The organism is Sphaerotilus uruguayifluvii, from assembly GCF_013294065.1.
Lineage (GTDB): Bacteria > Pseudomonadota > Gammaproteobacteria > Burkholderiales > Burkholderiaceae_C > Sphaerotilus > Sphaerotilus uruguayifluvii.
The window spans coordinates 1-21,844 of record NZ_JABSNM010000013.1 but is presented as its reverse complement, the minus strand read 5'-3'; the positions used below and the strand labels follow the sequence as shown (position 1 = coordinate 21,844).

The following is a 21,844-nucleotide window of genomic DNA, read 5'->3' as shown; positions in this document are numbered from 1 at the left end:
ACCAACATCAGTGAAAAGCCGGCTTCATGCCGGCTTTTTGCTTTGTCCCTCCGCCTCCTCATGTCTTGCTCCCTGCCCCGCACATGTGCCATGTGCTCCGCATGCGCCGAGGCCCCGGCCACCTTTCGGCGACCGGGGCCTCGGTCATGAGCCCGAGGGCTCGCGGCTCGCTCAGACGCTGGTCTTGCGCAGCAGGCCTTCCGGACGCATCGCGTCGTATTCCTCGAAAGGCTGATGGATCCACGGGCTGGTGGGCAGCATCTCGACGAAGTAGTCCGGCGTGTAGCACGACACGCCCTTGACCCACAGCACCGCCGAGCGCAGCTCGCGGATCGCCGGCATGCCGCGCAGGCGCTCGACGACCGCCTGCAGCGTCACGCCGGAGTCGGCCAGGTCGTCGACCAGCAGCACGCGGCCGGCCAGTTCGCCCTTGGGCATCGTGATGTACTTGGCCATGTCCAGACGACCCTGGATCGTGCCGGCCTCGGCGCGATAGGAGCTGGTGGCCATGATGGCCAGCGGCTTGTCGAACACGCGCGACATCACGTCGCCCGGACGCAGGCCGCCGCGGGCCAGGCACAGGATCTGGTCGAACTCCCAGCCCGACTCATGGACCTTGATGGCCAGCCGCTCGATCAGCTGGTGGTATTCGTCCCAGGAGACGTAGAGGTGCTTGCCGTCGTCAGTCAGCATCGAAATTCCTTGTTCAGCCCTTGTAGGGGTGGCGCAGCAGGATGGTGTGGTCACGGTCGGGCCCGGTCGAAACCATGTCGATCGGCGCGCCGATGAATTCCTGAACCCGCTCAAGGTAACGGCGGGCATTCAGGGGCAGCGCATCCCAGGACGTCACGCCGAAGGTGGTCTCGGTCCAGCCGGGGAAGGTCTCGTAGACCGGAACGCAGTTGACGATCTCGTCGGCATCCAGCGGCAGGATGTCGACCTTCTCGCCGTGCAGCTCGTAGCCGGTGCACATGCGGATCTCCGACAGGCCGTCGAGCACGTCGAGCTTGGTCAGGCACAGGCCGGTGATGCCGTTGATCAGGATCGAGCGCTTCAGCGCGGCCGCATCGATCCAGCCGCAGCGGCGCGCACGGCCGGTGACGGTGCCGCGCTCCTGGCCGACGGTCGACAGGTGGTGGCCGACGGTGCCGGGCGTGTCCCAGTCCAGCTCGGTCGGGAACGGGCCCGAGCCGACGCGCGTCGTGTAGGCCTTGGTGATGCCCAGGATGTAGTTCAGCATGCCCGGACCGACGCCCGAGCCCGCGGCGGCGTTGCCGGCGACGCAGTTGCTCGAGGTGACGTACGGATAGGTGCCGTGGTCGACGTCGAGCAGCGTGCCCTGCGCGCCCTCGAACAGGATCGAGCCACCGGCACGGTTGGCCTGGTCGATCAGCACGCCCACGTCGGCCATCATCGGCTTGAGCTGCTCGGCCAGCTTCATCGCGTGGTCGAAGATCGGCTGGAACTCGAGCGCATCGCTCTTCAGGTAGCCGGTCAGCGCGAAATTGTGCAGCTCGAGCAGGTCGCGCAGCTTCTTGGCGAAGCGCTCGGGATGCTTGAGGTCCTGCACGCGCAGCGCGCGGCGGGCGACCTTGTCCTCGTAGGCCGGGCCGATGCCCTTGCCGGTGGTGCCGATCTTGCCGGCGCCCGAGTTCTCGCGCAGCGCCTCGCGCGCCTTGTCGACCGCGACGTGGAAGGGCAGGATCAGCGGACAGGACTCGCTGATGAACAGGCGGGAGCGCACGTCCAGGCCCGCGGCCTCCAGGCGCTCGATCTCCGACAGCAGGTGGGTCGGGTCGACGACGACGCCGTTGCCGATGAAGCACGGCACGCCCTCGCGCATGATGCCCGACGGGATGATCTGCAGCGCGGTCTTCTTGCCGTTGATGACCAGCGTGTGGCCGGCATTGTGGCCGCCCTGGAAGCGGACGACGCCGGCGGCGTGGTCGGTCAGCCAGTCGACGACCTTGCCCTTGCCCTCGTCGCCCCATTGCGTGCCGACGACGACGACATTGCGACCGCGCGTTCCGGCGGCCGCAGCACTGCGAGTATCCATCTCAAGTATCCGTTCGAAAGAAAGGGTCAGGCGGGAGGCGCGACGACTTCAGCGCGCGCGGACCACCCATTGTCCGTGGGTGGCGACCAGCTCGCGGTCGCATTCGAATTCGTCGGCCTCGTGCTCGTGCCCGGGCAGCACGCAGACCACCGACTCGCCGGCATCGCGCAGACGGCGGATCTCGGCGCGCAGCGCCGGATCCTCGCTCCACGGCGCCAGGATCGCCGCGCGGCGGCCGTCGAGATGCCCGTGGGCCACGACGGTCTTCAGATCGAGGCTGAAGCCGACGGCCGGACGGCTGCGACCGAAGATCGCGCCGACATCGTCGTAGCGCCCCCCGCGCACCAGCGCGCCGGCGCTGCCGGCGGCGTAGACGGCGAAGCGCGCGCCGCTGTAGTAGTCGTAGCCGGACAGGTCCGCCAGGTCGAAGCCCACGCGCAGGTCCGGGTAGGCCCGGCGCAGGTGACGGGCCAGCCACTGCAGGTCGTCGAGCGCCGCCGCCACCAGCGGCAGCGCCGGCAGGCGCTCGCGTGCCAGCGCCAGCACCTCGTCGTCGCCGTACAGCGAGGGCAGCAGGCGCAGCGCGTCGCGGCGGTCCGCCGGCAGCGCGGCGGTCAGCGCGTCGACCGCGGCCTGGTCCTTCGCGGCCAGCGCGGCCTGCAGCGCATCGGCATCGACCACCTTCGCCGCAAGCCCGTCGAGCAGACCCGCCAGCAGCCGCGCGTCGGCCAGATCCATCACCAGCGCACGCACGCCGGCACGCTGCAGGCACTCGATCGCCAGCTCCTGCACCTCCAGATCGGCCTCGAGACCGGCGTGGCCGTAGATCTCGGCGCCGAACTGCAGCGGCTCGCGGGTGCTGCCCGGCGCGGCCGGCAGCGTGTGCAGCACCGGGCCGCAGTAGCACAGCCGGGTCAGGCCGGCGCGGTTGAGCAGATGCGCGTCGATCCGGGCGACCTGGGGCGTGGTGTCGGCCCGCACGCCCAGCGTGCGGCCGCTGAGCTGGTCGACCAGCTTGAAGGTGCGCAGGTCGAGCGCCTGGCCGGTGCCGCTGAGCAGCGACTCGAGATGCTCGAGCATCGGCGGCATGACCAGCTCGCAGCCATGCGCACGCGCCGCATCGAGCAGGATGCGTCGCAGTTCCTCGATGCGCCGGGCCTCGTGGGGCAGGACGTCGGCGATGTGCTCGGGCAGCAGCCAAGCAGAAGACATAGCGGTGGGGGAAGGACTAAAAGCGTGATTCTACCGGGCCGCGCGCGGCAGCACGGCATCACCGGCCCGCCACGGGCCGGTGTCGGCATGATGACAACGGCTCAGCCGGCCAGGAAGGCCAGCATCAGCAGCCCAGACACGATGCTGACCAGCCCGATGAAGCGGATCTGGCCATCCTGCATCTTCAGCAGTTCCTCGAAGACACGCCGCCACTGCGACGGGCTGGCGAAGGGCATCAGCCCCTCGATCACCAGCACCAGCGCCAGGGCCATCAGCAGCGAGTCGCTCATCGCGCGGACGCCGGACCCGGGCTCACTTCGCCGGGGCCGCGCCGCCGCGCATCACCCGGAAGAAGTCGCTCGACGGATCGACGACCATCACGTCGCCCTTGCCGCGGAAGCTGGCGCGGTAGGCCTCGAGGCTGCGGTAGAAGTGGGCGAACTGCGGATCGCGGCCGAAGGCCTCGGCATAGATCGCCGACGCCTCGGCGTCGCCCAGGCCCTTGACCTTCTGCGCCTCGCGGTAGGCCTCGGCGAGAATGACCTCGCGCTGGCGGTCGGCGTCGGCACGGATCTTCTCGCTGTCGGCCGAGCCCTGCGAGCGCAGCTCGTTGGCCACGCGCTTGCGCTCGGACTCCATGCGCCGGTAGACCGAGTCGGTCACCGACGAGGCGAAGTCGACCCGCTTGATGCGCACGTCGACGATCTCGATGCCGAAGTTCTTCGCGTCGTCCTGCAGGCGCGCCATCACGCCGGTCATCACCTTGTCGCGCTCGGTCGAGAGCATCTCGCGCACCGTGCGCTTGGTGACCTCCTCGTTGAGCGCGGCCTGCACGATCGGGCTCAGCCGCGCCTCGGCGTTGCGCAGGTCGACGCCGGTGTTGCGGATGAACTGGCGCGGCTCGGTGATGCGCCACTTCACCAGCCAGTCGATCACCAGGCTCTGCTTCTCGGCGGTGAAGATCGGCCGCGTCTCCGGGCTGTCGAGCGTCTGCGTGCGCCGGTCGACGAAGATGACGTTCTGCAGCGGCGGCGGCAGCTTGAACTTCAGTCCGGGATCGGCGATGACCTCCCGGATCTCGCCCAGCGAGTACACCACCGCGTAATTGCGCTGGTCGACGACGAACAGCGTCGACGAGCCCACCATCAGCGCCAGCAGCGCGCCGACGCCCATCAGTCCGATTCGATTCATGTCTGCGTGTCCCCGTGCGTCGCCGCTCAGCGGCCGTCGCGGTCGCGGTTGCGCTGGCCGTCGCGCGAGCGCACGTCGCCACCGAAGCTGGAAGCCGGATCCTGCAGCGGCGCCTGCGCCGCCGGCGCCGAGGCGGCCGCGCCTGGGGCCGCCGCACTCTGCTGGATCAGCCGGTCGAGCGGCAGGTACAGCAGGTTGCTGCCACTGCGCGAGTCGACCATCACCTTGCTGACGCTGGCGTAGATCTGCGACATCGTGTCGATGTAGAGCCGGTCGCGCGTCACGCCCGGCGCCTTCTGGTACTCGGCCAGCACGCTGCGGAAGCGCTCGCTGTCGCCGATGGCCTGCGCGACGACGCGGGCGCGGTAGGCCTCGGCCTCCTCGCCCAGGCGCGCGGCGGTGCCGCGGGCCTTCGGGATGATGTCGTTGGCGTAGGCCTGGCCCTCGTTCTTCAGGCGCTCGCGGTCGGCGCCGGCCTTGAAGGCATCGTCGAAGGCCGACTGCACCTGCTCGGGCGCCTGCACGCTCTGCACGTTGACGTTGGTCACCAGGATGCCCGCCTTCAGCCGGTCGAGCTGCGCCTGCACCGAGCGCACCAGCTCGGCGGCCAGCGCGTCGCGCTGCTCGTAGAGCACGGAATCCATCGTGCTGCGGCCGACGATCTCGCGCACCGCGCTCTCGGCGGCCTGCACGACCGCCTCCTCGACGTTGCGGTTCTCGAACAGGAAGTCCTTGGCCTGCTTCAGGCGCCACTGCACCGTGAAGCGGATGTCGACGATGTTCTCGTCCTGGGTCAGCATCGACGAGTCGCGCAGCCCGGTCGACTGCACGATCGCGTTCCGGCCGACCTCGGTCGAGCGCGTCTGCGTGACGCTGACCGTCTCGTGGGCCTGGAACGGCGCAGGCCAGCGGAACTGGATGCCGGCCTCGGCGGTGCGGCTGAACTTGCCGAAGGTCAGGATGACCGCCTGCTGGCCTTCCTGCACGATGAAGAAGCCGCTGCCCAGCCACAGCAGCGCGGCCACGCCCAGCACCAGCCCGCCGCCGATGCCGAACACCCGGCCGTCGGAGGACGGATCGGGGCGGCCGCCCGAGGGCGGCGTCGGCCCCGGGGCCTTGCCGCCGAACAGGCCGCCCAGCTTCTGGTTGAAGTCGCGCCAGAGCTCGTCGAGATCGGGCGGACCGTCGTTGCGGCCCGAGTTCTGGCTGGTCGTCGCGCCCGCCGGTCCCGGCAGGCCGGCGGCCCGCAGCAGGCGGCGCGCAGCCAGGGTGACGAGCTTCACCGGCGAGGCGGAACGGTCATCCATCGGATTCGTCTTGTTCATGTCCGGAATTACAACATGCATCACGCCGCATCCGGCGCGGGCAGGAATCGATCGTCCTCGGACACCGGATCGGTGCCGGTGGTTCCCGGATCGATGAAGCGGGGATCGTGATCGGCCGGAGCCTCGCCCGGCTCGGCCTCGAGCGCGGCGCGCGCGAGCAGCTGGCGCAGCGCGTCGAGCCCCTCACCGCTGCGTGCGCTCAGGAAGATGCGGTCGACCCGGCGACCCGGCTCGACCTCGAAGGCATCGAGCATCTCGCGCGGCCGCGAGGCCTCGTCGAGCGCATCGAGCTTGTTGAACACCAGGATCTGGCGGATGCCGCCGGCGTCGATCTCGTGCAGCACCCGCATCACCTCCTCGAGCTGCTCGAGCCGGTTCGGACTGGCGGCATCGACGACATGCAGCAGCAGGTCGGCGTCGGCCGCCTCCTGCAGCGTCGCCTGGAAGGCCTCGACCAGGCCGTGCGGCAGGTCGCGGATGAAGCCGACGGTGTCCGACAGCGACACGCTGCGGCCGGCGTCCTCCAGATAGAGCTGGCGCACCGTGGTGTCGAGCGTGGCGAAGAGCTGGTCGGCGGCGTAGCTGCGGGCCTTGACCAGCGCGTTGAACAGCGTGCTCTTGCCGGCGTTGGTGTAGCCGACCAGCGAGATGCGGAAGGTGCCGCGGCGCTCGCGGGCACGGCGCTGGGTGCCGCGCTGGCGCTTGACCTTCTCGAGGCGCTCGCGGACCGACTTGATGCGCGTGTCGATCATGCGCCGGTCGAGCTCGATCTGCGTCTCGCCGGGGCCGCCGCGCAGGCCGTGGCCGCCGCGCTGGCGCTCCAGGTGCGACCAGCGCCGCACCAGCCGGGTGGCCAGATACTGCAGCTTGGCCAGCTCGACCTGCAGCTTGCCTTCATGGCTGCGCGCGCGGGCGGCGAAGATGTCCAGGATCAGCGAGGTGCGGTCGAGAACCTCGACGCCGAGCACCCGCTCGAGATTTCTCTGCTGGGCCGGTCCCAGGGCCTGATCGAAGATCACGCACTGCGCGCGGTGCTCGAGCACCGTCAGGCGGATTTCCTCCGCCTTGCCCGAGCCGACGAACAGGGCCGGATCCGGGGACTTGCGGCGGGCGATGATGCGGGCGACCGGCAGGTCGCCCGCGGATTCGGCCAGCAGGGCCAGTTCGTCCAGCGTGGGATCGAAGGAGGAACCGGGGCCGAGGTCCACCCCGACCAGAACAGCGCGCGGGGGCGCCGAGGATGCCGTTTCAGTCAAGATGGACGAGCGTGCCGGACTTTCAGTGAGCGTCCGGAGATTCGGCCGCGTGGAAGTTGACCGGACGGCCAGGCACGACGGTGGAGATCGCGTGCTTGTAGACCATCTGGGTCACGGTATTGCGCAGCAGCACCACATACTGGTCGAAGGACTCGATGTGGCCCTGCAGCTTGATGCCGTTGACCAGATAGATCGAGACCGGAACATGCTCCTTGCGCAGGAGGTTCAGGAAGGGGTCTTGTAGCAGTTGCCCTTTGTTGCTCACGATATGCTCCGTGTTGGAAAAGTGGAGTCGAAGTGCCGCACGTTATCACACGCGCGACATCCGGGCTCCGAGGATCAGGAATCCTTTTCCGTGAAGGGATTGCGCGAGGCGCGCAACTCGATGCGCAACGGAGTGCCGACGAGCTTGAAATGCTCGCGGAACCGGCTCTCCAGATAGCGCTTGTACACGTCGGTGACATGCTCCACGGCATTGCCGTGAATCACGATCACCGGCGGGTTCTGCCCACCCTGGTGGGCATAACGCAGTTTCGGGCGGAAGGAGCCCGCCCGCTTGGGCTGCTGGAAGGCCACCGCCTCCTGCAGCAGGCGGGTCAGCACCGGCGTGGGCATCTTGCAGCGCGCCGAGGCCCAGGACGCCTCGATCGCTTCCCACAGCGGGCCCAGGCCCTGACGACGCCGCGCCGAGATGTTGAGCAGCGGCGCGAACTTCAGGAAGGACAGCCGCGACTCGATCGAGCGCTGCAGCATCTGGCGCTGGTACTCGTCGACCGCGTCCCACTTGTTGATCGCGATGACGACCGCGCGGCCGGAATCGAGCACATAGCCGGCGATGTGCGCGTCCTGGTCGGACACGCCCTCGGTGGCGTCGATCAGCAGCAGCACGACGTTGGCGTCGGCGATGGCCTGCAGCGTCTTGACGACCGAGAACTTCTCGATCGACTCGAACACCCGGCCCTTGCGGCGCAGGCCGGCGGTGTCGATCAGCTCGTAGCGCTGGCCGCCGCGCTCGAAGGGCACATGGATCGCGTCGCGGGTGGTGCCGGCCTGGTCGAAGGCGACCAGGCGCTCCTCGCCGAGCCAGGTGTTGATCAGCGTCGACTTGCCGACGTTGGGTCGGCCGCACACCGCCAGCCGCACCGGGCGGTCGGCGTCGTCGATCTCGGCCTCGTCCTCGTCCTCTTCGGGCACCAGGCCCTCGAGCGCCAGGTCGATCAAGCTGCGCACGCCCTGGCCGTGGGCCGAGGAGACGGCGATCGGCTCGCCGATGCCCAGCTCGAAGAACTCGGCCAGCTGCGGGCCGTCCTTCATGCCCTCGGCCTTGTTGGCCGCCAGCAGCACGCGCTTGCCGGTCGAGCGCAGGTAGCGCGCGATGTCGTGGTCCTGGGCCGACAGGCCCGCACGCACGTCGACGACGAAGATCACCGCATCCGCCTCGGCCACCGCCTGGCAGGTCTGCTTGGCCATCTCGTGGAAGATGCCCTCGGAGCTGTCGGGCTCGAAGCCGCCGGTGTCGATGACGATGAACTCGTGGGTGCCGACACGACCGTCGCCGTAGTGGCGATCGCGGGTCAGGCCGGCATAGTCCGCGACGATGGCGTCGCGGCTGCGCGTCAGGCGGTTGAAGAGCGTGGACTTGCCGACGTTGGGACGTCCGACGAGGGCAATCACGGGTTTCATGGGTCAGATCCGATCTGCGGCGTCGCGCACCGGGAGGCGGCGGCGCCCGCGTTGTTGTTGCAGAGAAGAGGTCCGGGCCGGCCGGCGGTCGGCCCGGACGGATTCACGGGGTCATTCGGGCCGGAAGGCGAAGGCGTTGCCCGAGCGGGTCACCGCCAGCACCGTCAGGCCGGAGCGCACCAGCGGCACCGCGATGGCGCTGCCGTCGGTGGGCAGGCGCAGCAGCGGCTCGCCGCGGTCGCGCGACAGCACATGCAGCCAGCCCTCGGCGTCGCCGAAGACGACGGTCGAGCCCAGCGCGATCGGCGCGCTCAGGCTGCGGTAGCGCAGCCGGTCGCTGTTCCAGACGACGTCGCCGCTGCTGCGCCGCCAGGCGGTGATGCGGTCGCTCGCGTCGGAGCCGAAGACGAATTCGCCGTCCATCGCCAGCCCCTGGAAGCCGCCCTGCTGGCGGGTCCACAGCACCGAGCCGCGCTCGGCGTTGACGCAGCCCACGCCGGCCTGGAAGGAGCGCACGCAGACGGTCTCGCCCTGGCGCGCGGCCGGCCCGACCAGATCGCCCAGGCGCTCGACCTCGTTGGTGCCGCGCGGCGCGGCGACCGTCATCTGGCCCTGCACCGCGCCGCCGAGCGGCTCGATCGCGACCAGGCGCGGACCGACGCCGGCCAGCAGCGTGTTGCGCCAGGGCTGGAGCACGCCGGGCTGCGCCAGCGACAGCGCCTCGCCCGAACGCGGCGTCGACCACAGCAGGCGGCCGTCGAAGGCATCGAAGGCCCACAGGCTGCGGTCGATCGCCTGCACGAAGACGCGCTCGCCGGCCACCAGCGGCGCGGTGACGACGCGCGAGTTCAGCCGGGTGCGCCAGACCACCCGCGCGCTGTCGGCGACCACCAGCTCGTTGTCCTGGGTGACGACCGCGGCATGGCGGCCGTCGCTGCCGACGCCCGCGCTCAGCGGCGCGCCGATGTCGACGCGGCTGCGCACCTCGCCGGTGCCGATGTCGAGGCTGACGAGCTGCCCGCGCGCGCTGGCGAGCAGGAAGCGGTCGCCCAGCACCGCCACCGACAGGCCGGCGACCGGCTCGCCGACGCTCTGGCGCCAGACCTGGCGGCCGGCGATCTTCGCCTGCAGCGGCTCCAGCGGCGCGGGCTTCGGACGCGAGGTCGAGCCGCAGGCCGCCAGGAGCGTCGCCAGCGCGGTCAGGCCGAGGGCGAGAACGCGGCGCTTGATCATTTCGATGCTCCTTCGGCCGCAGCGGCCGGCGTGCCGCCCTCGGGCGCGGCACCGAGCGAGACCAGCTTGGCCTCGACCAGGCGACGGTAGTCGGCGCCCTCGTCCAGGCCCTTCCAGGCCTGCTGGTAGGCGGCCAGCGCCTCGGCGCGCTGGCCCTTGGCCAGCAGGATGTCGCCGCGACGGTCGGCCGCCAGCGCCGCGAAGCTCTCGGGCAGGCCGTCGAGCAGGCGCAGCGCCTCGTCCGGCTGCTTCGCCTCGAGCTTCAGCGCCGCCAGGCGCAGCTTCGCGATCGCGCGGTACTCGTCTTCCCGGGCCTGCGAGGCCACCCATTCCAGCGTCGTGCGGGCGGCATCCGCCTGGCCCTTGTCGGACTGGGCCTTCGCGGCCAGCAGGCCGCCCTGCTCGGCGAAGGCGGTCGACGGATAGCGCGACTGCAGGTCGGCGAAGACCTTGCCGGCACGATCGGCATCGCCGGCCTGCACCGCACGCTCGAGCTCGTCGTAGACCCCGCCGGCCTTGGCGGCCTGGTCGCGCTGCCACCACTGCCAGCCGTTCCACGCGGCATAGCCGCTCAGCACGATCAGCAGCACCCACAGGATCAGGTTGCCGAACCTGTTCCAGAACGCCTTGAACTGTTCGAGCTGTTCCTGTTCTTCGAGATCGAGATGCGAGGCCATGCGCTGCAATCGTTGTTGGAATGAGGACGGAGGGGATTATGCGGCCAGCGTCGCGGCCCAGCCGGCGGGGTCGGCCAGCGGGCGCAGCACCTGCTCGCCGCCGCCGCGCAGCGGCTTGACGGCGACCTGGCCGGCCGCCAGCTCGTTGCCGCCGAAGACCAGCGCGAAGCGCGCGCCGCTGGCGTCGGCCTTCTTGAACTGCGACTTCATGCTGCCGGGACCGTCCTTGCCGCCGGCGTGCAGCACCACCTTCAGCCCTTGCGCGCGCAGCGCCTCGGCCGTCACGGTGGCCACCGCCAGCGCCGAGGCGTCCGGGATCACCGCGTAGGCGTCGGGCGCCGGCACCGGCACCGGCACGCCGCTGTCCTCCAGCAGCGCCAGCACCCGCTCGATGCCCAGGCCCCAGCCCACCGCCGGCGCCGGCTTGCCGCCGATCTGCTCGATCAGGCCGTCGTAGCGCCCGCCGCCGCAGACCGTGCCCTGCGCGCCGAGGCGGTCGGTGACCCACTCGAACACGGTCAGGTTGTAGTAGTCCATGCCGCGTACCAGGCGCGGGTTGATGCGGTAGGGCTGGCCCACCGCATCGAGCACCGCGCGCACCGCGTCGAAGTGCGCCAGCGACGCCTCGCCGAGGAAGTCCATCAGCTTCGGCGCGGCCTCGACCACCGCCTGCATCGCCGGGTTCTTGGTGTCGAGCAGGCGCAGCGGGTTGCTGTGCAGGCGGCGCTTCGCCTCTTCGTCGAGCACCTCGAGATTGGCCTCGAAGTGCGCGATCAGCGCGGCGCGGTGGGCCTTGCGCTCTTCCGGCTGGCCCAGGCTGTTGATCTCCAGGCGCACGTCGGTCAGGCCCAGGTCACGCCAGAGGCTGCGCGCCATCAGGATCACCTCGGCGTCCACGTCCGGCCCGGCGAAGCCCAGCGCCTCGACGCCGACCTGATGGAACTGGCGGTAGCGCCCTTTCTGCGGCCGCTCGTGGCGGAACATCGGGCCGATGTAGAACAGGCGCTTCGGGCCGTCGTAGAGCAGGTTGTGCTGCACCACCGCGCGCACCACGCCGGCGGTGCCCTCGGGGCGCAGCGTCAGCGCGTCGCCGTTGAGCTTGTCCTCGAAGGAGTACATCTCCTTCTCGACGATGTCGGTGACCTCGCCCAGGCCGCGCACGAACAGCGGCGTGGGCTCGACGATCGGGGTGCGCACGCTGAAATAGCCGTAGCGGCGCATCAGCGCGCGCACGGTGTCCTCGAACCATTCCCACCGCGCCGAGTCCGGCGGCAGCAGGTCGTTCATGCCTTTGACGGCCTGGAGTTTTTCGCTCATCAGAAAAGAATCGTGGAGAGAGGGGACCGCTCTCAGGCGGCCTTGCCGGCGCCGAAGCGACGCTCGATGTACTGCTGCACCAGCGCCTGGAACTCGGTGGCGATGCCCTCGCCGCGCAACGTCAGCGCCTTCTGGCCGTCGATGAAGACGGGGGCCGCGGGCGCCTCGCCGGTACCGGGCAGGCTGATGCCGATGTCGGCATGCTTGCTCTCGCCGGGACCGTTGACGATGCAGCCCATCACTGCGACCTTCAGGTTCTCGACGCCGGGGTACCGGGCACGCCAGACCGGCATCGACGCGCGCAGGTAGTCGTCGATCTGCTTGGCCAGTTCCTGGAAGGTGGTGCTGGTGGTGCGCCCGCATCCCGGGCAGGCGGTGACGCTCGGCACGAAGGTGCGCAGGCCCAGCGCCTGCAGGATCTCGGTGGCCACCACCACCTCCTGCGTGCGCGCCTCGCCCGGCTGGGGCGTGAGGCTGACGCGGATGGTGTCGCCGATGCCCTGCTGCAGCAACACGCTCAGGGCGGCGGCCGAGGCCACCGTGCCCTTGGTGCCCATGCCGGCCTCGGTCAGGCCCAGGTGCAGCGGGTAGTCGCAGCGCTTCGCCAGTTCCTGGTAGACCGCGACCAGATCCTGCACGCCCGAGACCTTGCAGCTGATCAGCACCTGCGCCGGGTCCATGCCCAGCTCGACGGCGTGGCTGGCCGAGTCCAGCGCCGACTGGATCAGCGCCTCGTACATCACCTGGCGCGCCTCCCAGGGGCGGGCGCGCTGCTGGTTCTCGTCCATCAGGCGCGCGAGCAGATCCTGGTCGAGGCTGCCCCAGTTGACGCCGATGCGCACCGGCTTGTCGTGCCGGAGGGCCGCCTCGATCATCATGCCGAACTGGCGGTCGCGCTTGTCGCCCTTGCCGACGTTGCCGGGGTTGATGCGGTACTTGGACAGCGCCTCGGCGCAGGCCGGGTGCTGGCTCAGCAGCGTGTGGCCGTTGTAGTGGAAGTCGCCCACCAGCGGCACGTCGACCTGCATGCGGTCGAGCTGCTCGCGGATGTGCGGCACGGCCGCGGCGGCCTCCGGCGTGTTGACCGTGATGCGCACCATCTCCGAGCCGGCCAGCGCGAGCTCCTTGACCTGGATGGCGGTGCCGATCACGTCGACGGTGTCGGTGTTGGTCATCGACTGCACGCGCACCGGCGCGCTGCCGCCGACGGTGACCACGCGCGAGCCCCAGACCACGCGGGCCTGGCGGCTGCGGCGCGGCTGGGCCTCGCCGAGCGGGATCGGAGCGGATTCCTGGATCTTCTCGTTCATCGTCGTCAGGTCACTTCAGGATCGCGGTCGCGGTCGTGCCGCGGGTGAAGGGCTTGAGGTCGACCGGCTCGCCGCGCAGCGACACCTCGACCGCGCTGGCCACGCCGATGCGCACCCGCAGCGGCATCTTGCCGTCCAGGCCGACGGTCTCGCCGGCCGGCACGGTGCGCGACAGCAGCACCGCATTGGCAGCGTCGCGGACCTCGACCCAGGAGTCGCTGCGCGTGCGCAGCACGACCGGACCGGAGGCCGCAGGCGCGGCCGGCGAGGCGCTGGGCTCGGGCGTCGGCGCCGAATGCACCGTCTCGACGGCCACCGGTGTCGAGGCGGCCGGGATCAGCACCGCCGAGGCCGGCGCGGCGACACCCGCGGCGGAGGCGGCCTGCGGCGCAGCCGGCACCGGCATGACCGGCTCGGCGATCAGGCCGGGGGCCGAGGCGTTGACCGGCGGGGCTTCGGCCTCGGTGGCGGCGGTGTCGGTGTCACGCGACAGGCCGACCGCCTCGAGCAGCGTGCGCAGCGGCGGCGCGAACCACAGCAGCAGCGCCAGCAGCAGCAGGCCGGCGGCGATCCAGTGCACCGGGCGCAGCTCGAAGCCGGCACCGCCGGCGCGGCCGAAATGCGCCCCGCTGCTCTCGCGGTAGGGCGTCTGCAGGCCGCGGCTGACCTTCTCGAGCTGCTGCGGCGGCGTGACCGCCTGCGGCAGCGCGGCCAGCACGACCTTCGGGTCGAGCCCGACCTGGCGGGCGTAGGACTGCGCCAGGCTGCGCGCGAAGGCCAGCCCGGGCAGCTCGGCGACCCGGTCCTCCTCGAGAGCCTCGAGCTTGCGCACCGGCACCTTCAGCAGCTGCGCCAGCGCGTCGAGGTCCAGCCCGCGGGCCTGGCGCGCCGCGCGCAGCATCTGGCCGGCCGATCCGCCCGACGGGACCGCCGCCGGCGTTGTCACATCACTCATCAAACTGTCCTTGCTCGAATGCCGCGGCCTCGCGCGAGTTCGGGAAGCGCGTGCGCAGCTGGGACCCCAATTCTTCCACGGACGCGGGCAGATTTCGGCGCTGCTGGATGCGGATGGCCAGCCACAGCGTCTGCGCGCGCACCAGCTCGGGGGTCTGGTTGAGGCGCTGCACGTACAGGAATGCGCGCTCGAGCTCGCCGCGGCGCATCAGCACGTCGGCGAGATTGAAGGTGGTCACCGGGTTGCCCGGCTCGAGATCGAAGCTGCGCTGCAGGATCAGCTGCGCGGTCTGCAGGTCGCCGGCACGCGCCTCGCACAGGCCGGCGGCCAGCAGCGTGCGCGCCTGCTCGCGGTACTGCGGCACCGCCATCGCCGCCTCGAACTGCTTGCGCGCCTCGGGAAAGCGCCGGCGCTGGCACAGGAACCAGCCGTAGTTGTGCAGCGTGTCGCCGTCGTCGGGCCTCAGCCGCAGCGCCTCGCGCAGGCTGGCCTCGCCCAGGTCGAACTCGCCCATCGCCGCGTAGATCATGCCGCGCAGCGTCAGCGCCGGCACGTTCTGCGGATCGACCGCCAGCGCGCGCTTGATCTCGTCGAGCGCGGTCGGAAGCTGGCCCTGGCCGAAGTAGGCGCCGGCCAGCTCGGTGCGGATGCGCACGCGCCGGTCCTGGTCGGTCTCGTCGGAGGCGGTGGTCAGGTCGCGCCGTGCGCCCGCCGGCGCCTGAGCGACCTGCGCGACGGCCAGCGGCGCGCCCCCCGTCTCGGTGCCCATCGGCACCGGGGCGGACGGACCGGCCACGCAGCCCCCGAGCGAGCCGGCGCCCAGCAGCACCAGCAGCGTCAGCCATGCGGGGTTCTTCAGCATCGTCTCGGCTCCGGGGGAAGGAATCGGTGCGGCGCGTGCGGCACGCGCCGGCCTGGATCGGCGCGACCGGCTCAGGCCGGACGGGCCGGGCGGATCACCTGCACCGGCGCGCGCGTCATGCGCTCGGCCGCGCGGGTACGGTCCTGCACCTCGCCGGCGAGCTGGCCGCAGGCGGCGTCGATGTCGTCGCCGCGCGTCTTGCGCACCGTGGTGACGATGCCGCCCTCGATCAGGATCTTCGCGAAGGCCTGCACCCGCTCGTTGGGCGAACGCTTCAGGCCCGAGGCCGGGAACGGGTTGAACGGGATCAGGTTGAACTTGCAGGGCACGCGACCGGCCGGGCCCTTGGGGCCGACCAGCGCCAGCAGCGCCCGCGCCTGCTCGTCGCCGTCGTTGACGCCGTCGAGCATGCAGTATTCGAAGGTGATGAAGTCGCGCGGCGCGCGCTCCAGATAGCCCTTGCAGGCGGCGAGCAGCTCAGCGAGCGGGTACTTGCGGTTCAGCGGCACCAGCGGGTCGCGCAGGGCGTCGTCGGGCGCGTGCAGCGACACCGCCAGCGCCACCGGCAGGTCCTCGCGCAGGCGCTCCATGAAGGGCACGACGCCGGAGGTCGACACCGTCACGCGCCGGCGCGACAGGCCGTAGCCGTGGTCGTCGAGCATGACGCGCAGCGCGGGCACGAGCGCGGCGTAGTTCTGCAGCGGCTCGCCCATGCCCATCATCACGACGTTGGTGATGACGCGCTCGCCGGCGGGCGTCTTCAGGCGCTCACGCAGGCTGTGCTCGGCATGCCAGAGCTGGGCGAGGATCTCGCCGGTGGAGAGGTTGCGGGAGAAGCCCTGGTGCCCCGTCGAGCAGAAGCGACAGCCCACCGCGCAGCCGGCCTGCGAGGACACGCACAGCGTGCCCCGGTCGTCCTCGGGAATGAAGACGCTCTCGACCGCATTGCCGGCGCCGACGTCGAACAGCCACTTGACGGTGCCGTCGGCGGAAACATGTTCGGAGATGACCGGCAGCGGACGGATCGTCGCGCAGCCGGCGAGCTTGGCGCGCAGCGACTTGGCCAGATCGCTCATCTGGTCGAAGTCGCGCGCGCCGCGCTGATGGATCCAGCGGAACAGCTGGACGGCGCGGAAACGCTTCTCGCCCAGACGCTCGCAGTACGCGGAAAGCGCCTCGAGATCGAAGTCGAGAAGATTGGTCGTCGCGTCCGTCATGGCCGATGCGTGCTGGAAGGGGCGGATCCGGAAGGGATCAGCCGCGGTTGTACACGTTCAGGCCGGGGAAGAAGAACGCCACTTCGACGGCGGCGGTTTCCGGGGCGTCCGAGCCGTGCACGGCGTTGGCGTCGATCGAGTCGGCGAAGTCGGCGCGGATGGTGCCCGGGGCGGCCTTCTTCGGGTCGGTGGCGCCCATCAGGTCGCGGTTCTTCAGGATCGCGCCTTCGCCTTCCAGGACCTGGATCATGACCGGGCCGGAGATCATGAAGCTGACCAGATCGTTGAAGAACGGGCGAGCGGCGTGGACAGCGTAGAACTGCTCGGCTTCGGCACGCGACAGGTGGACCAGCTTGGCCGCGGCGATCTTCAGGCCGGCGCCTTCGAAGCGCGAGTAGATCTGGCCGATGACGTTCTTGGCAACGGCGTCGGGCTTGATGATGGACAGGGTGCGTTCGATGGCCATGTTCTGACTCCTTGGATGAGATGGAGATGGACGGTTGAAGAGGACGGCCGACCCGGCGGCGGATCACGCCGCGCGAGGCCGGCAGGCCGGGAAAAACCCGGCATTCTAGCCTCGCCGCGTGTCGACGGCAGGTCACCCGGGTCGTCGACCCGGGCGGGACTCAGCGGCGACGGCCGCCGCGACCCTTGTTGCCGCCCGGACGGGTGAAGTAGGCGTCGGCGCCGATGTAGCCCACCGAGGTCTGCATCGGATCGGGCTGGCGCTGGCCGCCGCCCTGGCCCTTGCGGTTGCCGCCCTGGCCGCCGTTGCCCGAACCCGGTTCCTCGGTCGGACGACCGAAGCCGGCGGAGATGCGCTTGGAGCCCGAGGCGAAGCGGCGGTCGAAGGTCTGCTCGAGCGGATTGGGGATGTGCATCGGCGGCTCGTCGTAGCCGTCGAGGTCGCGGTCGCGCTCGGGGGCGCGGTCGCGGCCCTGCTGGCCGCGCTGCGCGCCGCCCTCGCCGCGCGGCGGGCGCTGCTTCTTGCCCTGCGGGCCCTGGGCCATGCCCTGGCCGCCCTGCCCGCCTTGGCCACCCTGGCGGCGGTCCTGGCGGTCCGGCCGGTCCTGGCGCTCGCCCCGATCCCCCCGGTCGCCTCGGTCACCGCGCTCGGCGCGCTGCTCGGCCTGCGGACCGCGCGGACCGCGGTCGCCGCCATGCTGGCTGCCCTTGCCGCGCGGGGGCTGGTCGCCCCGGCCGCCGCGCTCGGCGCGGTCGGCACCACGCTCGCCGTCGCGACCCCGGCCGCGGCGGCCGCCTTCGACGCCGGCGCGCGGGCTGTCCATGCCGGCCAGCGCGCGGATGGTGCGCAGGTCATGCTCGTCGAGCTCGACCCAGACGCCGCGCTTGAGGCCGCGCGGCAGCACCACGGTGCCGTAGCGGATGCGGATCAGGCGGCTGACCGTCAGGCCGACCGCGTCGAAGAGCTTGCGCACCTCGCGGTTGCGGCCTTCCGTGATGACGACGCGGTACCAGCGGTTGATGCCTTCGCCGCCGCCGTCCTCGATCGAGCGGAACGCGGCCTTCTGGCCCTCGATGTCCACGCCCTCGAGCAGCTTCGCGCGCTGCTCCAGCTCGAGCGTGCCCAGCACGCGCACCGCGTACTCGCGCTCGACGCCGAAGCGCGGGTGCATCAGCTGGTTGGCCAGGTCGCCGGAGTTGGTGAACAGCAGCAGGCCTTCGGTGTTGATGTCGAGACGGCCCACCGACAGCCACTTGCCGCTCTGCAGGCGCGGCAGATGGCGGAAGACGGTCGGACGGCCTTCCGGATCGTGGTGGGTCACCACCTCGCCGACCTGCTTGTGGTAGGCCAGCACGCGCGCCGGCGCCGGCGCGATGCGCACCTTGATCGGACGGCCCGCCAGGCGGATCTGGTCGCCCTGCTCGATGCGCATGCCGATGTGGGCCGGCTCGCCGTTGACCGAGACCTGGCCGTCCTGGATCAGCTGCTCCATCTCGCGGCGCGAGCCGATGCCGGCCTGGGCCAGCACCTTGTGCAGCTTCGGCGCCATCGGATCGGGGCGCAGCACGCGCTTGCCCGGATCGACCTGCTCGTCGGCAGCCGGCTCGGCGCTGGCGTCGTAGTCGCCGGAGATGACCTCGGCGAAGAGGTCGTCGGCATCGAGCTCGCCGGTGTCGGGCGCGACGACGATCTCCTCGATCGGCTCGCCGTCCTCGGTCACGGCGGCGGCAGCCGCGGCCTCCTGGCCGGCGCCCTCGCCGTCACGCTCGCCGCGGCGGCCGCGGCGACGGTTGCGGCCGCGACGGCCGCCGGACTCGCCACCCTCGGACGCGTCGGCCGACGACTCGAAGTCCTCGCCGGACTCGCCCGGCGCCTGAGCCTCGGCGGCCTCGGCCACCGGCTCGGCCGGCACCGCGACCGGCGCGGGCGCAGCCACCGGGACCTCGACCGGCGCGGACTCGGCAGCGACGGCCTCAGGCGGCGCGGCATCGGCCGGCGCGGCGGCGACGGCGGCCTTGCGCGGCGCACGGCGCTTCTTCGGCGCCTCCTCGGCGGCGGGCGCCACGGCCTGCTCGACCGGCGCGGCCGGCACGGACTCGTCCTGCGGCGCGACGGCCTCGGCTGCCGCCTTGCGCGGGGCGCGGCGCTTCTTCGGCGCCGCCTCGTCCGGCGCGACGTCGGCCGCAGCGGCCGCAGCCGCCGTGTCGGCGCCCGCGGCCTCGACCGCGGTCTTGCGGGGCGCGCGGCGCTTCTTCGGGGCCTCGGCCGCCGGCTGATCAGCCGGCACGGCAGCGTTGTTTTCCTGGTTGTCGTTCATGGTGGCCTCAGGCCTCGGAAGAAAGGGTCGCCGCCGCCCCGCTGTCGGGGTCCGCGGCCAGGGTGTCGGCGATCCTGTCCGGCAGGTTCGCCTCCAGCGAGGGCAGCTGATCCAGGGACTTCAGCCCCAGATCGTCGAGGAACTGCTTCGTCGTCGCATACAGCGCGGGACGCCCCGGGCCCTCGCGATGACCGATGACATCGATCCACCCGCGTTCCTCGAGCTGGCGGACGATCTGCGTGCCGACCGTCACGCCCCGGATCTCCTCGATGTCGCCCCGGGTGACCGGCTGACGGTAGGCGATGATCGCCAGCGTCTCCAGCGTTGCCCGCGAGTAGCGCGGCGGCCGCTCCGGATGCATCCGCTCGAGATAGCGGTGCATCTCCGGCCGGCTCTGGTAGCGCCAGCCGCCGGCCACGCACACCAGCTCGATGCCGCGCCCGTCGCAGTCGCGCGCCAGCTCGTCGAGCAGCATGCGCACCGTGTCGGCGCCGAGCTGGCCGTCGAACAGGCTGCGCAGCTCGCGCACCGGCAAAGGCTGCTGCGCGCAGATGAGCGCGGTCTCGAGGACGCGTCGGGCATCCCGGGTATTCATCGATCGATGGTGTCTGAAACCTAGGCGGCCGCGCCGGACAGGAGCCGGTGCGGCGGGCAGTTCACTTCAGGTCGGGGGGCCGCTCCGGGAACCCGGGCAGCGGCATCATCGGGAGGTCGCGGGGGACGTGCGATCTCGTGCTGGAGCGCATTCTAGCGCGAGCCGAGATCCGTGCTCGTCTCAACGCGGGACAATCCGGTCCCAGGCCGCCTGCAGATCGGGGGCCAGCGTGGATTCGAACACCATTTCCTGCCCGCTGACCGGATGGACCAGCCCGAGCCGCACGGCATGCAGCGCCTGGCGCGCCATCCCGACCGCGACCCGTCCGCCATAGGTGACGTCGCCGATCAGCGGCAGCCCGTGGCTGGCCAGATGCACGCGGATCTGGTGGGTGCGCCCGGTGTGCAGCCGGCAGCGCACCGCGCCGCAGGGCAGGCCCTCGATGCGCGCGGCGGCCAGCGGCGTGACGTCGGTGCGCGCGGGCTTGCCCCCGGCCACCACCGCCATGCGGATGCGCGAGGACGGATCGCGCCCGATCGGCGCCTCGACGCTGAACGGCGCCGGCGGCAGCACGCCATGCACCAGCGCGACATATTCGCGGTGCACCTCGCGCGCGGCGATCGCGCGCACCAGCTCGGTCTGGGCGCGCAGCGTGCGCGCCACCACCATCAGGCCGGAGGTGTCCTTGTCCAGCCGGTGCACGATGCCGGCACGCGCGAGCTGCGCCGAGGCCGGGTGGCGCGCCAGCAGCGCGTTGAGCAGCGTGCCCGACCAGTTGCCGGCGGCCGGATGCACCACCATGCCGGCGGGCTTGTCGATGACCAGGATGTCCTCGTCCTCGTGCAGCACCGACAGCGCGATCGGCTCGGGGCGGAAGGCGCTGCTCTGCGCGGTCGGCCGCAGCTCGATCTCGACGACCTGGCCGGCGGCGACCTTGCGCGAGGCGCTCTCCAGCACCCGCCCGGCGCTGCGCACCAGACCCTGGGCGATCAGCCCCTGCAGATGGCTGCGCGAGAACTCCGTGGCCACGCCGGCGAGCCACTTGTCGAGCCGCAGCCCGTGCGCGTCCTGCGCGACCTCCAGCACGCGGGTCTCGAAGCCTTCGATCTCGCCGGTCTCGTCGCCGGCGACTGCGGCCACCAGGGCCTCGTCCGGGCCATCGGCCCCGTTCATATAATTCACGTCCTGAATCCATTGTCCGGCCGGCCCGAGAGGAATCGGCCACGCCATCATGCCCCTGCATCGCCCGACCCCGGCCCTGCGCCCTGCCCTCGCCGCGATCGCGGCCGCGACGGCCCTGCTGCTCGGAGGCTGCGCGTCGGACCCGAAGAACCTCGACGACGGCAAGAGCATCTCCAAATTGTACGAAGAGGCCCGCGAGGAAGCCTCGGCCGGCTCGTACGAACGCGCGATCCAGCTCTACGAACGCGTCGAGGGCCGCGCCGCCGGCACGCTGCTGTCGCAGCAGGCCCAGCTCGAGCAGGCCTACCTGCTGTACAAGCAACAGGAGAAGGCACGCGCGCTGGCGGTCGTCGAGCGCTTCATGAAGCTGCACCCGACCAGCCCGGCCGTCGACTACGCCTACTACCTGCAGGGCCTGATCAACTTCAACGACGACCTCGGCCTGCTGGGCAACGTCTCGAAGCAGGACCTGTCCGAGCGCGACCAGCAGGCCTCGCGCGACGCCTACCAGAGCTTCAAGACCCTGGTCGACCGCTTCCCCGAGTCGAAGTACGCGCCGGACGCCCGCGTGCGGATGAAGTACATCGTCAACTCGCTGGCCGCGCACGAGGTCCATGTGGCGCGCTACTACTACATGCGCGGCGCCTACCTGGCCGCGGCCAACCGCGCGCAGCAGGCGCTGCAGGACTTCCGCGGCGTGCCGGCCGCCGAGGAGGCGCTGTTCCTGATGGCCGCCAGCTACGACAAGCTCGGCATGAACGACCTGCGCGACGACGCCCGGCGCGTGCTGAAGACCAACTTCCCGCGCAGCACCTGGCTCGAGCGCAGCTACGAGGACAAGCCCGAGCGCTTCTGGCGCTTCTGGTGAACGGCGCGCGCCGATCCGCCCGCCGCGCTCAGAGCGTGTTCACGATCTCCTGAGGAGCAAGGCCAGAAAGGCGAGATGGACGAACTGCAGGCTGGTGTTGAGCCAGCGCTCGCAGTTCTTCC

General features: G+C 71.1%; 21 protein-coding genes. 1 reads left to right on the top strand and 20 read right to left on the bottom strand.

What is annotated here, in order from left to right:
• Positions 1 to 171 precede the first annotated feature (171 nt).
• From HNQ01_RS14450 to HNQ01_RS14355, 20 genes are all read right to left on the bottom strand, one after another.
• On the bottom strand, positions 172 to 693 hold the full coding sequence (locus HNQ01_RS14450) for a phosphoribosyltransferase (RefSeq protein WP_173806161.1): 522 nt from the start codon (positions 691 to 693) through the stop codon (positions 172 to 174).
• Between the two features lie 13 nt (positions 694 to 706).
• Entirely contained in the window at positions 707 to 2,056 is a 1,350-nt protein-coding gene (locus tag HNQ01_RS14445; protein WP_173806160.1) for an adenylosuccinate synthase, read from the bottom strand.
• A gap of 48 nt (positions 2,057 to 2,104) precedes the next feature.
• Positions 2,105 to 3,268, bottom strand: coding sequence for an ATP phosphoribosyltransferase regulatory subunit (locus HNQ01_RS14440; protein WP_173806159.1), 1,164 nt, complete (start codon positions 3,266 to 3,268; stop codon positions 2,105 to 2,107).
• Between the two features lie 101 nt (positions 3,269 to 3,369).
• Positions 3,370 to 3,558, bottom strand: a complete 189-nt coding sequence (locus HNQ01_RS14435; RefSeq protein WP_173806158.1) for a DUF2065 domain-containing protein — start codon at positions 3,556 to 3,558, stop codon at positions 3,370 to 3,372.
• A 22-nt stretch (positions 3,559 to 3,580) separates the two neighbouring features.
• Positions 3,581 to 4,459 (bottom strand): protease modulator HflC, encoded by an 879-nt coding sequence (gene hflC, locus HNQ01_RS14430; RefSeq protein WP_173806157.1) that lies wholly within the window; start codon positions 4,457 to 4,459, stop codon positions 3,581 to 3,583.
• Between the two features lie 26 nt (positions 4,460 to 4,485).
• Entirely contained in the window at positions 4,486 to 5,766 is a 1,281-nt protein-coding gene (hflK, locus tag HNQ01_RS14425) for an FtsH protease activity modulator HflK (protein WP_173806156.1), read from the bottom strand.
• Positions 5,767 to 5,804: 38 nt separating this feature from the next.
• On the bottom strand, positions 5,805 to 7,040 hold the full coding sequence (hflX, locus tag HNQ01_RS14420) for a GTPase HflX (protein WP_173806155.1): 1,236 nt from the start codon (positions 7,038 to 7,040) through the stop codon (positions 5,805 to 5,807).
• Between the two features lie 22 nt (positions 7,041 to 7,062).
• Complete coding sequence (gene hfq, locus HNQ01_RS14415; RefSeq protein WP_173806154.1) at positions 7,063 to 7,305, bottom strand: RNA chaperone Hfq; 243 nt, start codon at positions 7,303 to 7,305, stop codon at positions 7,063 to 7,065.
• Between the two features lie 74 nt (positions 7,306 to 7,379).
• Complete coding sequence (gene der / locus HNQ01_RS14410; RefSeq protein ID WP_173806153.1) at positions 7,380 to 8,723, bottom strand: ribosome biogenesis GTPase Der; 1,344 nt, start codon at positions 8,721 to 8,723, stop codon at positions 7,380 to 7,382.
• A gap of 111 nt (positions 8,724 to 8,834) precedes the next feature.
• Positions 8,835 to 9,956 (bottom strand): outer membrane protein assembly factor BamB, encoded by a 1,122-nt coding sequence (gene bamB, locus HNQ01_RS14405; RefSeq protein WP_173806152.1) that lies wholly within the window; start codon positions 9,954 to 9,956, stop codon positions 8,835 to 8,837.
• Complete coding sequence (locus HNQ01_RS14400) at positions 9,953 to 10,633, bottom strand: YfgM family protein (RefSeq protein ID WP_173806151.1); 681 nt, start codon at positions 10,631 to 10,633, stop codon at positions 9,953 to 9,955. Before HNQ01_RS14400 ends, bamB begins: the two co-directional genes overlap by 4 nt.
• A 36-nt stretch (positions 10,634 to 10,669) precedes the next feature.
• Positions 10,670 to 11,950: a histidine--tRNA ligase gene (gene hisS, locus HNQ01_RS14395; protein WP_173806150.1), complete on the bottom strand. Its 1,281-nt coding sequence runs from the start codon at positions 11,948 to 11,950 to the stop codon at positions 10,670 to 10,672.
• Between the two features lie 32 nt (positions 11,951 to 11,982).
• Positions 11,983 to 13,260: a flavodoxin-dependent (E)-4-hydroxy-3-methylbut-2-enyl-diphosphate synthase gene (gene ispG / locus HNQ01_RS14390; RefSeq protein ID WP_173806149.1), complete on the bottom strand. Its 1,278-nt coding sequence runs from the start codon at positions 13,258 to 13,260 to the stop codon at positions 11,983 to 11,985.
• A gap of 10 nt (positions 13,261 to 13,270) precedes the next feature.
• Positions 13,271 to 14,215, bottom strand: coding sequence for a helix-turn-helix domain-containing protein (locus HNQ01_RS14385; protein WP_173806148.1), 945 nt, complete (start codon positions 14,213 to 14,215; stop codon positions 13,271 to 13,273).
• Positions 14,208 to 15,077, bottom strand: a complete 870-nt coding sequence (pilW, locus tag HNQ01_RS14380) for a type IV pilus biogenesis/stability protein PilW (protein ID WP_173806147.1) — start codon at positions 15,075 to 15,077, stop codon at positions 14,208 to 14,210. The genes HNQ01_RS14385 and pilW overlap by 8 nt, the downstream gene beginning before the upstream one ends.
• Positions 15,078 to 15,148: 71 nt before the next feature.
• Positions 15,149 to 16,294, bottom strand: coding sequence for a dual-specificity RNA methyltransferase RlmN (gene rlmN / locus HNQ01_RS14375; RefSeq protein ID WP_173806146.1), 1,146 nt, complete (start codon positions 16,292 to 16,294; stop codon positions 15,149 to 15,151).
• A gap of 37 nt (positions 16,295 to 16,331) precedes the next feature.
• Positions 16,332 to 16,760: a nucleoside-diphosphate kinase gene (gene ndk / locus HNQ01_RS14370; RefSeq protein WP_173806145.1), complete on the bottom strand. Its 429-nt coding sequence runs from the start codon at positions 16,758 to 16,760 to the stop codon at positions 16,332 to 16,334.
• Positions 16,761 to 16,920: 160 nt separating this feature from the next.
• The gene (gene rluB / locus HNQ01_RS14365; RefSeq protein WP_173806144.1) at positions 16,921 to 19,077 is read right to left on the bottom strand and encodes a 23S rRNA pseudouridine(2605) synthase RluB; all 2,157 of its coding nucleotides are present in this window, start codon (positions 19,075 to 19,077) and stop codon (positions 16,921 to 16,923) included.
• Positions 19,078 to 19,084: 7 nt separating this feature from the next.
• Positions 19,085 to 19,672 carry an SMC-Scp complex subunit ScpB gene (scpB, locus tag HNQ01_RS14360; protein WP_173806143.1) on the bottom strand — a complete coding sequence of 196 codons (588 nt, stop codon included), beginning with the start codon at positions 19,670 to 19,672 and terminating at the stop codon, positions 19,085 to 19,087.
• A 180-nt stretch (positions 19,673 to 19,852) separates the two neighbouring features.
• Complete coding sequence (locus HNQ01_RS14355; protein ID WP_173806142.1) at positions 19,853 to 20,845, bottom strand: RluA family pseudouridine synthase; 993 nt, start codon at positions 20,843 to 20,845, stop codon at positions 19,853 to 19,855.
• 58 nt (positions 20,846 to 20,903) lie between these two features.
• On the opposite strand from HNQ01_RS14355, the gene HNQ01_RS14350 reads away from it, so the two are divergent.
• Entirely contained in the window at positions 20,904 to 21,722 is an 819-nt protein-coding gene (locus tag HNQ01_RS14350) for an outer membrane protein assembly factor BamD (RefSeq protein WP_173806141.1), read from the top strand.
• Positions 21,723 to 21,844 lie beyond the last annotated feature (122 nt).